Annotated in this window: 8 protein-coding genes and 1 tRNA gene; 2 read left to right on the top strand and 7 right to left on the bottom strand. The window is 70.6% G+C overall.

The window, feature by feature from the left end; all coding sequences use genetic code 11:
• The 3 genes from B2W79_RS01425 to B2W79_RS01415 form a co-directional block, all read right to left on the bottom strand.
• Positions 1-776, bottom strand: a 776-nt coding sequence (locus tag B2W79_RS01425) for a transcription termination/antitermination NusG family protein (protein ID WP_292786168.1), incomplete at its 3' end; no start/stop codon positions are given.
• 42 nt (positions 777-818) lie between these two features.
• Positions 819-1,091 (bottom strand): preprotein translocase subunit SecE, encoded by a 273-nt coding sequence (gene secE / locus B2W79_RS01420; RefSeq protein WP_025102339.1) that lies wholly within the window; start codon positions 1,089-1,091, stop codon positions 819-821.
• A 39-nt stretch (positions 1,092-1,130) separates the two neighbouring features.
• Positions 1,131-1,203: transfer RNA gene (locus B2W79_RS01415), tRNA-Trp, on the bottom strand.
• A 192-nt stretch (positions 1,204-1,395) separates the two neighbouring features.
• Between B2W79_RS01415 and B2W79_RS01410 the strand changes: the two genes are divergently transcribed.
• Complete coding sequence (locus B2W79_RS01410; RefSeq protein ID WP_292786164.1) at positions 1,396-3,216, top strand: HSP90 family protein; 1,821 nt, start codon at positions 1,396-1,398, stop codon at positions 3,214-3,216.
• Positions 3,217-3,244: 28 nt separating this feature from the next.
• Complete coding sequence (locus B2W79_RS01405; protein ID WP_292786163.1) at positions 3,245-6,037, top strand: hypothetical protein; 2,793 nt, start codon at positions 3,245-3,247, stop codon at positions 6,035-6,037.
• Between the two features lie 63 nt (positions 6,038-6,100).
• Here B2W79_RS01405 and poxB read toward each other — a convergent pair whose 3' ends face one another.
• The 4 genes from poxB to B2W79_RS01385 form a co-directional block, all read right to left on the bottom strand.
• Complete coding sequence (gene poxB, locus B2W79_RS01400; protein ID WP_292786161.1) at positions 6,101-7,825, bottom strand: ubiquinone-dependent pyruvate dehydrogenase; 1,725 nt, start codon at positions 7,823-7,825, stop codon at positions 6,101-6,103.
• 40 nt (positions 7,826-7,865) lie between these two features.
• Complete coding sequence (locus B2W79_RS01395) at positions 7,866-8,303, bottom strand: pyridoxamine 5'-phosphate oxidase family protein (protein WP_292786159.1); 438 nt, start codon at positions 8,301-8,303, stop codon at positions 7,866-7,868.
• Positions 8,304-8,425: 122 nt separating this feature from the next.
• Positions 8,426-9,790: an NAD-dependent succinate-semialdehyde dehydrogenase gene (locus B2W79_RS01390; protein ID WP_071328917.1), complete on the bottom strand. Its 1,365-nt coding sequence runs from the start codon at positions 9,788-9,790 to the stop codon at positions 8,426-8,428.
• Positions 9,791-9,815: 25 nt separating this feature from the next.
• Positions 9,816-11,282, bottom strand: coding sequence for an NAD-dependent succinate-semialdehyde dehydrogenase (locus tag B2W79_RS01385; protein ID WP_060923240.1), 1,467 nt, complete (start codon positions 11,280-11,282; stop codon positions 9,816-9,818).
• Positions 11,283-11,293: the final 11 nt, after the last annotated feature.

The raw sequence follows: 11,293 nt of genomic DNA, 5'->3' as shown, positions 1-11,293 counted from the left end.
GACTTCAGCATGTTGAAGGCCTCTTCGAAGCGCAGCGGCGTCGGGTTGTGCGCGTTGCCCACGAAGCCGGTGACGCCGGGGGTGTGCCGCACGACCGACCAGGTGTCTTCCGTGAGCTCCATGCGCACCAGCACGTAGCCGGGGATGCGCACGCGGGTGACCATCTTGCGCTGGCCGTTCTTGATCTCGACGACGTCCTCCATCGGGACCTCGACCTGGTAGATCTCGTCCTCGACCTCGAGCGTCGACTTGCGCTGCTCGATGTTCGCCTTGACCTTGCGCTCGAAGCCGGCGTACGAGTGGATGACGTACCACTTGCCCGGGAGCATGCGCAGGTCCATGCGGAAGGCCTCGTACGGGTCTTCCTCGGACGCCATTTCGTCCTCGTCCGACTCGGCGGCGGGACGGTCGTCCTCGCCGTTCACGTCGGGACCCTCGTACGGGGTGACCTCGTCGGCCGCTTCGGCCTCCTGCTCCGCGACCTCTTCGGCCACGGAATCGTTGAGGACCTCGGCGGCGGCTTCGGACTCCGCGGCTTCATCCAGGTTCAGAGCGTCGTTCACGATGGCGTCCGCCTCCGGGTCGTCGATGTCGATGTCGATGTCTTCCGTCTCCTGCTCGCCGTCCTCGTCCTCGACGTGGACCGCGACGTGCTCGGCAGAGGTGACCGAGAGCTCCTCGGCGGCGAGCACGTTGCCCTCCTGGGCCTCGTCCTCCTCGCTGGACTGCTCTGCGGCGGTCGCCCAGTCGGCGTCGTCGGAATATCGTTCAGACACGTTGCTTCTTCTCCATAGCTGCGGCGGTTGCCGCGGGGGTCATCAGCCAGGGATTCCGAACACGTAGTGCGTCAGGAGCCCGAAGACGTAGTCGAGACCGTAGACGATGCCCATGACGATCAGGACGAAGACGAGCACCACACCCGTGAACTTGAAAAGCTCCTTGCGGGTCGGGGTGACGACCTTGCGCAGTTCGGCGATGACCTGGCGGATGAACAGGGCGATGCCCCCGAAGAACCGGGAGAAGGGGTTGCCCTTCTTCTGGCGCGTGGCGCCGGCCGCGACGACGTCGCCGCGCGGTTCGTCCTGATCCATCCTGAATGTACCTTTCGTGTGTCAGCGTGCGCTGACGCGCAGGGCGGACAGGAATCGAACCTGCAACCTGCGGTTTTGGAGACCGCTGCTCTGCCAATTGAGCTACCGCCCTAGAGACCCGGAGGTCTCGGGGATGCCCTCCCCACCCTGCCACCGGCCGATGTCGTAGACGCCAGGCACGGCGAAAGAATGCAGAGAACAACTGCTCACCAAGCATACGGCATCGATCCGGTGGTGCCGAACAGGAAGCGGAACCGGCGTTGTTGCTAGGCTCGGCGGGCGGACGAAGCAGGAAGGGACGCATGTGAGTGGGGATGTGCAGCAGTTCCAGGTGGACCTGCGCGGAGTCGTCGATCTGCTCAGCCGGCACATCTACTCCAGCCCCCGGGTCTATCTGCGGGAACTGCTCCAGAACGCGAGGGACGCGATCGCCGCGCGCCGTGAGGTCGACGGGGGCGGCAGCCGCATCCGGATCACGCCGCTGACCGCGCAGTCGGGCGAGTTCGTGCTCCGCGACGACGGCGTGGGCCTGACCGCCGCCGAGGTCGCCGATCTGCTCGCGACCGTCGGGCGCAGCTCCAAACGGGACATCTTCGACCTCCCCCGGAGCGACTTCCTCGGCCAGTTCGGTATCGGGCTGCTGAGTTGCTTCATGGTCGCCGACACCATCGTCATCCGCTCCCGCAGCGCCAGAGGCGGCTCCGCGGTGGAGTGGACGGGCAGCGCGGACGGCACCTTCCGCGTCACGGAGATCGACGACGACCTCCCGATCGGCACCAGCGTGCACCTCGTGCCGCGCTTCGACGCCGACGAGCTGCTGCGGCCGGCGGCCGTGCACGAGCTCGCGACCACGTTCGGGGAGTTCCTGCCGGTGCGGGTGACCATCGACGCGCCCGGCGGGGATATCGACGTGACGCGCGAGCCTCCTTTCCTCGACCCCGCCGCCGATGTCGAGGCGGCCGTGCAGTACGGTCGCGACCTGCTCGGGGCCGCCCCGCTGGACGTGATCCCGCTGAGCGAGCCGGCGACCGGGACGCAGGGCCTGGCGTATGTCCTGCCCTTCGCTCCTCCGCCCGGCGCCCGGCAGGCGACCCGCATGTACCTGGGGCGCATGCTGCTGTCCGAACGCGTCGACGACGTGCTGCCCGACTGGGCCTTCTTCGTTCGCGCCGTCGTCGACTCCACCGGCCTCGCGCCGACCGCGAGCCGCGAGTCCCTCGTCGAGGACACGGCCCTGGAGCACGTCCGGGAGCAGCTGGGTGCCGGGATCCGCCGCTGGGTGCTCGAGCTCGGGCTGCGCGAACCGCATCGCCTCGCGCAGTTCGTCGCGGTGCACGAGGTCGGACTCAAGTCCCTGGTGCGCCACGACGAAGAGCTCGCGCGCTTCATCACCCGCTGGCTCACCGTGGAGACGACGCACGGCACGCTGCGGATCGGCGAGCTCGTGGAACGGTACCCGCACGTGCGCTACGCCCAGACGGTCGACGAGTTCCGCCAGGTGGCGGGCATCTCTCCCTCGGACGAGGTGCTCGTCAACGGCGGCTACCTCTACGACGCCGACCTGATCCGCCTGCTCCCCGACCTCTACCCGCAGGTCACGGTGGAGAAGGTCGACGTGACCGGGGAACTCGATCGCCTCGACCCGCCGCCGCTCGACGACCGGGACATCGCGATGTCGCTGGAGTCCCGCGCCGGCGCCGTGCTCGCCGCCTCCGACTGTGCCGTCGTCGTCAGGGCGATCGATCGCCCCGAGTTGACCGGACTCTACGTCGCGGACCCCGAGGTGCTGCGGACGATCGACCGGGGGCGCACCAAGGGCATCGCGAGCACGCTCTGGGGCGGGGTGCTCGACCGGATCGATCAGACGCTCTCCTCCGCGCGAGACGACGATCTCACGGCCCGGCTGTGCCTGAACTGGTCGAACCGCGTCGTCCGCGCCCTCGTCCGCGTCGAGGACGACGCGGTGTTCGCGCGCACGGTCCAGCTGCTCTACATCCAGGCGCTCCTCGCGGGACATCACCCGCTCTCGGACGCCGACCGGGCCCTCATGACCAGCGCCCTCTCCGACCTCGTCTCGCTCTCCGCCGGCATCGAGGGGGACACGCTTCCCTTCGACGCGCGCTGACACCCCCGACTACCCGAAAGGGCCCTCCATGGCACGTCCGAAGAAGCGCTTCCAGCAGCTCATCGAGGAGATCGATCGCACCCCCTGGGGCCCGGCCGAGCAGGCCCTCGTGGCGGAGGCCGTCGCGCTGGCCATCGAGATCGGCGACGAACGGCTGGAGTACGAGGCCCGGATGCGCCAGACCGCTTCGGCGAACATGGTCGGGGCCACCGACGTCATGCTCAACTCCTTTGCCTGGTGCCTCGCGCACCACGACGCCGACCCGCAGCGGTTCCCCGCCGACCTCGACAACGGCGGCGCCGACCTCATGTGGCAGTTCAAGTGGATGGCGTCGTCCCTGCGCTCCTCCCCCGCCTTCTCGCAGGAGCAGATCGCCGCGGTGCTCGACGACATGGAGGCGCACTACCGCGCCGCAGGACTCGGCCTCAGCGGCGTGCTGACCGCCCGTTTCGAGGACGCCTGGGACGCGGGCCGGTTCGACGCCGCCGAAGCCCTGCGGGTGCAGCTCGAGGCCACGCCGCGCGACGAGCACAGCCACTGCGACGCGTGCAGCCGCAGCCAGTTCGCGGGCTTCTTCGCGGAGACCGACCGCGACGCCGACGCCATCCGCCTCGTCGAGGAGATGATCGAAGGCGGCTTCTCCTGCGGCGAGGAGCCGGAGCATGCGCTCTCCCGCGTCCTCCTCCCCTACCTCCGCGCCGGCCGCACGGAGGAGGCGAAGACCGCGCACCTGCGCAGCTACCGCCTGGCGAAGGACAACCCCGACAACCTGCGCATCGTGGCCAACAACATCGTGTTCGCCGCGATCACCGGCAACGAGGCGCGGGCACTGGCTCTGATCGAGAAGCACATCGCGTGGCTGGCCCACGACGGCCTCAACGTCGACGCGCACTTTGCCGCCCTCACCGCCTTCGCGGTCGCTCTGGACCGCGTCACCGCCGCCGGTCACGGCGACACCCCGGTCCGCGGCGCCGATGCCCCGGCGCTCGTGTCGCTGCTGGGCGCGCACGACGGCCCGTGGAGCGCCGCCGACCTGGCCGCGACCGCCTGGTCGACGGCGGAGCGCATCGGCGCGGACTTCGACAAGCGGGACGGCACCGACGGCCACGCTCGCAGCCTCGCCCGGATGCGTGCTCTCGCCGACGAGAGCTACGACGTCCCGATCCGCTCCGACGCGTTCGTCGCTCCCGCTCCCGCCACCGCTCCGGCAGATCCGCAGGCCTGGTACGAGCGGGCGATGCAGCTCGCGCAGTTCGGCGCCGAGCAGGAGACCCTCGCCGCACTCCCGCACGCCCTGGAAGTCGATGACGCCGCCCAGCGCGCGCAGCTCCTGTCGATGCACCTCGGCATCCTCGTCGCTCTCGACCGAGTGGAGGATGCCGAGCGCCTGCTTCCCGACCGGATCGCCGCGCTGCGGGCCGCCGGGAACGACGTGCAGGCCGACCTCGAGGAGCGTCTGGGCCTGGCGACGTTCGGCCTGCACACCGACGAGACCATGGCGGCGCTCGAAGAGGAGCTGGCTGAGGCCGACCGTCTTCCCGCGTGGTCGCGCGGCGACCTGGCGATCAGCCGAGCGTCGCTGCACCTCCGGGCGGAGGAGCCGGATGCGGCGCTCGACCTCGCCGAGCTCGCCGCCCGCTCGTTCGCCGAGGCCGAGGACACCCGGCTGTCCAACACCACGACGCTCGTGGCGATCGGCGCGGTGCTGAGCAAGGGCGACCTGGACGCCGGTCGCACGCTCCTCGACCGCTTCCTCGCCCAGGACGACCTCTCCGCCGGCCACCGGGCCCACGCGCTGCAGACCCGGGCCCGCGTGCGCGGCGGCACGGGTGCGTACCAGGACGGGGCCGTCGATGCCGACGAGGTGTGCCGCCTGCTCGCCGAACTCGGCGCCACCCGGGCTCTCGCCGACGCGCACGTGCTCGCGGGTGCGCTCTGGGAGGACGCCGAGCAGCCCGAGAAGGCCGTCACGCGCTACCGTCTGGCCGCCCGGCTCCAGGACGAGGGCGATCGCACCGGCGTCGACTTCCGGCTGGCCAGGGCGATGCTCCGTGCCGGAGACGCGGAAGAGGCCGCGGAGCTCTTCGGCGACGTGCTCCAGCGCGAGGAGATCGCCGAGACCCCTGCCGGCTCCCGCGCCATGACCGCCTCCCTCCTGGCGCGGTCGCTCGCCGAGTCCGGGGAGTACGGTCAGGCGGTCGGAGCGCACGGCTACGCGGCCGAACTGTTCGGACAGGCGGAGGCGCACGCCGACCAGGCCATGGCCATGACGGAGCAGGCGAAGATCCTCGCCCGGTTCGAGGAGCACGACGACGCGGTGCGGCTGCTGGAGGGCGCTGCGGACATCGTGCGGCGCGCCCCCGAGGCCGTGGGCGCGCTGTCCGAGGTGCTGCACAGCCTCGGCCAGGCCTACGCAGGCCGGGGTGACGAGCGCGCGTTCCCCCTCTTCGACGAGGTCGCCGCCCTCGCCCAGGAGCACGAAGCCGGCTGGCTGCTCGCCGACGTGACCGACTCCCGCGGCCGCGCACTGGCCCAGCTGGGCCGGATCGATGAGGCCGTCGCCGCTGCTCTCACCGCCGCCGACGGTTTCGCGGCGCTCGGCGACCAGGGCGCCGCAGGAAGCTCGGAACTGTTCGCGGGCCGGGTGCTCGCGGGGAACGACCGCCCGGCCGATGCCGTGCCGGTGTACCGGAGCGCCCTGGAGCATGCCGAGGGCTTCCCGCCGCTGCGTCAGGTGGCGGCGCTGGAGCTCGGCGACGTGCTGGAGGCGCTGGGGCGGCACGCCGAGGCCGCCGCGGTCAGGGCTCTCGTCGAAAGCTGACGCGACACCGGCGCGGGATCCGGAGGGGATCCCGCGCCGATGCGGATGCGGCGGAGGGCCGCGTCAGAAGAGCTGACGCCAGTTCGCCCGCGCGAGGTCGAGCAGCTCGTCGCCGCGACCCGACATGACCGTGCGGATCGCGTAGAGCGCGAAGCCCTTGACCTGCGCGGCCTCGATCGTCGGCGGCATGGACAGCTCCTGCCGCTCGGTCACGACATCGAGCAGCGCGGGACCCTCGTGCGCGAGGACCTCGCGGACGGCCTCCGGCAGATCCTCGCTGCGCTCCACACGACGGGCGAAGATCCCCATGGCCTCGGCGATCGCGGCGAAGCTGGGGTTGTCGAGCCCGGTGCCGTAGGTGACGAAGCCGGCGGCCTTCATCTCCAGCTCCACGAAGTTCAGCGACGAGTTGTTCACCACGATCGTCTTGACCGGGAGCCCGTTCTGGGTGAGCGTGAGCAGCTCGCCGAGCATCATCGCGAGGCCACCGTCGCCGGCGAGCGCCACGACCTGACGGTCCGGATGCGCGACCTGCGCGCCGATCCCGTGCATCAGAGCGTTCGCCATCGAGCCGTGCGTGAACGATCCGATCAGCCGGCGCCCCTCGCTCATGGACAGATACCGCGCGGCCCAGACGGTCGGCGACCCCACGTCAGCGGTGAAGATCGCGTCGTCGGCGGCGTACTCGTCCAGCAGACGTGCCAGGTACTGCGGGTGGATGGGCCGCGTGCCCTTGGCCGGCACCGCGAGCTCGTCGAGCTTCTTCCGCGTCTTCCGGTAGTGGGTCACGGCGTCGTCGAGGTGGCCGCGGTCGTCCTTCCGCGCGAGGCGGGGCAGCAGGGCTTCGGCGGTGGCCTTCACGTCACCGACGAGGCCGAGGTCGAGCGGGTGGCGCTTGCCGAGCTGGGACCCGCGGATGTCGACCTGGATGGTGGTCGCGTGCTCCGGGTAGAACTGCTCGTATGGGAAGTCGCTGCCGAGGACGAGGAGCGTGTCGGCGGCCTCCATGGCCCGGTAGCCCGACGCGAAGCCGAGCAGCCCGGTCATCCCGACATCGAACGGGTTGTCGTACTCGATGAACTCCTTGCCGCGCAGCGCGTGGACGATCGGGGCTCCGAGCGCATCGGCGAGCGCGATCACCTCGTCGTGCGCGCCCTCCACGCCGGCCCCGGCGAGGATGGTGACCTTCTTGGCGGCGTTCAGCATGGTCGCGGCCTTCTCCAGCTCCGGGCCGCTGGGCTGGATCAGCGGGCGGGTGCGCTCGATCACCACGGCGCGGTCGTCCGCGATCTCCGACAGCGCCACGTCACCGGGGATCACGAGGACGGCGACGCCGCGCTGCTCGATGGCCGCGCGCATCGCGATCTCCATCAGCCGCGGCATCTGCGACGGATCCGCGACGTATTCGACGTAGACGCTGCACTCGCGGAACAGCTCCTGCGGGTGGGTCTCCTGGAAGTACCCGGTGCCGATCTCGACGGTCGGGATGTGGGCGGCGATGGCGAGCACCGGCACCCGGGAACGCTGCGCGTCGTACAGGCCGTTGATGAGGTGCAGGTTGCCGGGGCCGCACGAGCCCGCCACGACGGCGAGGTCTCCGGTGGTGCCGGCGTCGGCCGCTGCGGCGAAGGCTGCGGACTCCTCATGGCGCACGTGCACCCACCGGATCCGGCCGTCCTTGCGGAGGGCGTCCGTGAGTCCGTTCAGGGAGTCGCCCGGGATGCCGTAGACCCGGTCGACTCCGTTGGCGTTCAGAGTCTTGACGATGTTCTCAGCGACATTGGCCATACCCCGACCCTACGCCCGCCGAGGCCTCCCCGGGCCGGGCTCAGTACTCCTGCGGGCCGTCCCGGTCGGGCTCGGGATCGCGCCGGAACGCGCGGCCGGACACCGATGCCGGGGCGATGCGCACGTACACCCGCTTGTCGGTCGGGATCCACGGGCGCAGGCCCGCCGCCTCCGCCCGCTCGAGGTCGGCGTCGGTCTCCAGAGCCTGCGCACGCCCGCGCACGATGACGCTCCAGGCGGCGGTGTCCGTGTGGTCGTCGACCTCGAAGAGCACGTCGGCGTTGACCGTCAGCTCGAACAGCTTGCTCCCCGGGGCCGTGCGGAACAGGAGTCCTTCGCCGTCGACGGCGTAGTTCACGGGGAAGATGTCGATGGTCTCGCCGACCCTGGTGACGAGCCGCCCGAGCTCCTGGCTGCGCAGGTGCTCCCAGCTCTGCTCCGCGGTGAGGGTCTGGACCGGATCCGTGTGCGCACTCATGCCGCCATTGTGCCTCGTCCGTCCTCGACGCGCACCCCACTGGCCCGGCCCCTCTCGTGCGAGCGGCCCCCTTGCGTGCGTACGCAAGGGGGCCGCTCGGCCGCAAGGGGGTGGGTCGACGGTCAGCCGATGCGGATCAGCTTCTTGTTGACGAACTCGTCGGCGGCCAAGTGGCCGAGCTCGCGGGCCGTGCCGCTGCGCTTGATGCCGCCGAACGGGAGCTCGGGGCTGTCGGCGAGCACGAGGTTCACGTAGACCATGCCCGCCTCGATCCGGTCGGCCACCCGCTCCGCCTGCGCCTCGTCCGTCGTGAAGACGTAGGAGCCGAGACCGAACGTGGTGTCGTTGGCCAGCGCGACCGCCGCATCCTCGTCCGCGACGCGGTACACGACCGCCGCGGGGCCGAACAGCTCCTCGCGGTAGACGTCCATCTCCGGGGTCACGTCGGCGAGCACGGTCGGTGCGAAGAACGCCCCGTCGCGCGTGCCGCCCGTGAGGAGGGTCGCACCCTGGGCCACGGCGGTGTCGATCTGCTTCTGCAGGTTCTCGGCCGCCGCCTCCGACGAGACCGGGCCGAGGACCGTGTCCTCCAGCGTGGGATCGGTCGCCTCGACGGCCGCCATCGCCGCCGTGAACTTCTCCACGAACGCGTCGTAGAGGTCGTCGACGATGATGAAACGTTTGGCGCCGTTGCAGGCCTGACCGTTGTTGTCGAGCCGCGCGTCCACACCCGCCTGCACGGTGGCGTCGAGGTCGTCGGTGGAGAGCACGATGAACGGGTCGGACCCGCCGAGCTCCAGCGCGACCTTCTTGAGATTGCGCCCGGCGACCTCGGCGACCGCGGCGCCGGCGCGCTCGGAGCCGGTCAGCGACACGCCCTGCACCCGCCAGTCCGCGATCATCGCCGCGATCTGGTCGTTCGTGGCAAGCACGTTCTGGTACGCGCCCTTCGGGAAGCCGGCGTCGTGGTAGATCGCCTCGATCGCGCTCGACGACTCCGGGCACTGCGGCGCGGGCTTCAGGAGGATCGTGTTGCCGACGATCAGGTTCGGCGCGGCGAAGCGCACGATCTGGTACGCCGGGAAATTCCACGGCATGATGCCCACGAGCGGCCCCAGCGAGGAACGGCGGATGATCGCCGACCCCTCCCCGAGGATCTTGATGGGCTGGTCGGCCATGATGTCCTCGGCCTGGTCCGCGTAGTACTCCGCGATGTCGGCGGCGAAGTCGACCTCGCCGAGTGCGGCTTCCCGCGGCTTGCCCATCTCGCGCACGAAGATGTCGGCCAGCTCCTCGCGGCGCTCGCGGTGCAGCTCGGCTGCACGGCGCAGCAGCGCGGCACGGTCGGCGACCGTGGTGGAGCGCGACCACTCGCGGTGCGCCTCGTCGGCGGCCGCGACGGCCTCCTCGATCTGCGCGTCGGTGAACGTGTCGTACGACGCCAGGGTCTCGCCGGTGGCGGGGTTGACGACGGCGTAGTCGGTCATGTCTCTCCTCCTCTTGCCGTGCCGGTCAGGAGACCGGGATCAGCGTGTACTTGGTGGACAGGTACTCGTGGATGCCCTCGAAGCCGCCCTCGCGACCGACGCCGGACTGCTTGACGCCGCCGAAGGGAGCCGCCGCGTTGGAGACGACACCCACGTTCAGACCCATCATGCCGGTCTCCAGCGCGTCGATCATCCGCTGACCGCGCTGCAGGTTCTCGGTGAAGACGTAGGAGACAAGGCCGTACTCGGTGTCGTTGGCGAGGCGCACGGCCTCGTCCTCGGTCTCGAAGGTCGCGATCGCGAGCACCGGGCCGAAGATCTCCTCGCGGAGGATCGCGGACCCGGGGACCACGTCGGTGAGGACCGTGGGCTCGTAGAACGTGCCGGTGCCCTCGAGCGCCTTGCCGCCCGCGAGCAGGGTCGCGCCACGCTCGACGGCGTCGTCCACGAGCTCGCCGGCCTTGGCCACGGCGTCCTCGTCGATGAGCGGGCCGATCGCCACACCCTCTTCCGTGCCGCGGCCGATCTTCATGCCGTTGACGCGCTCGGTGACGCGCTTGGCGAACTCGCCCGCGACGTCCTTGTGCACGATGAAGCGGTTCGCCGCCGTGCAGGCCTGACCGATGTTGCGGAACTTCGCGGCGAGAGCGCCGTCCACGGCCTTGTCGAGGTCCGCATCGTCGAACACGACGAACGGGGCGTTGCCGCCGAGCTCCATCGAGACCCGCAGCACGCCCTCGGCCGCCTGGGCGATGAGCTTGCGGCCGACCTCGGTCGATCCGGTGAAGGACAGCTTGCGCAGCCGAGGGTCGGCGATGATCGGGGCGGACAGGGCGCTCGACTTCGAGGTCTGCACGACGTTGACGACGCCCTTCGGCAGACCGGCCTCCTCGAGCAGGGTCGTGAAGAAGATGGTCGTGAGCGGCGTGAGTGCCGGGGGCTTGATCACGACGGTGCAGCCGGCGGCGAGGGCCGGGGCGATCTTGCGCGTGGCCATCGCGAACGGGAAGTTCCACGGCGTCACGAAGAACGACGGGCCGACGGGGCGCTGCGACACGATCATGTGACCGGTGCCCTCGGGGTTGAGGCCGTAGCGGCCGCTGATGCGCACGGCCTCCTCGCTGAACCAGCGGAGGAACTCGCCGCCGTACGCGACCTCGCCGCGGGCCTCGGCGAGGGGCTTGCCCATCTCGAGCGTCATCAGCAGCGCGAGGTCCTCCTTGCGCTCCTGCACGAGGTCGAACGCCCGGCGCAGGATCTCGCCGCGCACGCGCGGCGCCGTCGCGGCCCACTCGTCCTGCGCGGCGACGGCCGCGTCGAGCGCCCGAATGCCGTCCGCGGGGGTGGCGTCGGCGATCGTGCGGATCACCTGGTTGGTCGAGGGGTCCTTGACGTCGAAGGTCGCGCCGGTCTCCCCCTCGATCCACTCCCCGCCGATGAAGAGGCCGGTGGGGATGCTGTCGAGCAGCGCCTGCTCGTTCTGAGTGCTCATGGATTCTCTCT

Origin of the sequence: Microbacterium sp. UBA7513 (genome assembly GCF_002478345.1) — a bacterium.
Classification (GTDB): domain Bacteria; phylum Actinomycetota; class Actinomycetes; order Actinomycetales; family Microbacteriaceae; genus Microbacterium.
The sequence above is the reverse complement of the archived record's forward strand: the minus strand, read 5'-3'. Positions and strand labels throughout refer to the sequence as shown.

What these genes read in the sequence shown, in the direction of transcription:
- B2W79_RS01395 (WP_292786159.1), bottom strand. Translation starts at nt 8,303, where the DNA reads ATGAGTGCGCACACGGATCCGGTCCAGACCCTCACCGCGGAGCAGAGC.
- B2W79_RS01390 (WP_071328917.1), bottom strand. Translation starts at nt 9,790, where the DNA reads ATGACCGACTACGCCGTCGTCAACCCCGCCACCGGCGAGACCCTGGCG.
- poxB (WP_292786161.1), bottom strand. Translation starts at nt 7,825, where the DNA reads ATGGCCAATGTCGCTGAGAACATCGTCAAGACTCTGAACGCCAACGGA.
- secE (WP_025102339.1), bottom strand. Translation starts at nt 1,091, where the DNA reads ATGGATCAGGACGAACCGCGCGGCGACGTCGTCGCGGCCGGCGCCACG.
- B2W79_RS01385 (WP_060923240.1), bottom strand. Translation starts at nt 11,282, where the DNA reads ATGAGCACTCAGAACGAGCAGGCGCTGCTCGACAGCATCCCCACCGGC.
- B2W79_RS01405 (WP_292786163.1), top strand. Translation starts at nt 3,245, where the DNA reads ATGGCACGTCCGAAGAAGCGCTTCCAGCAGCTCATCGAGGAGATCGAT.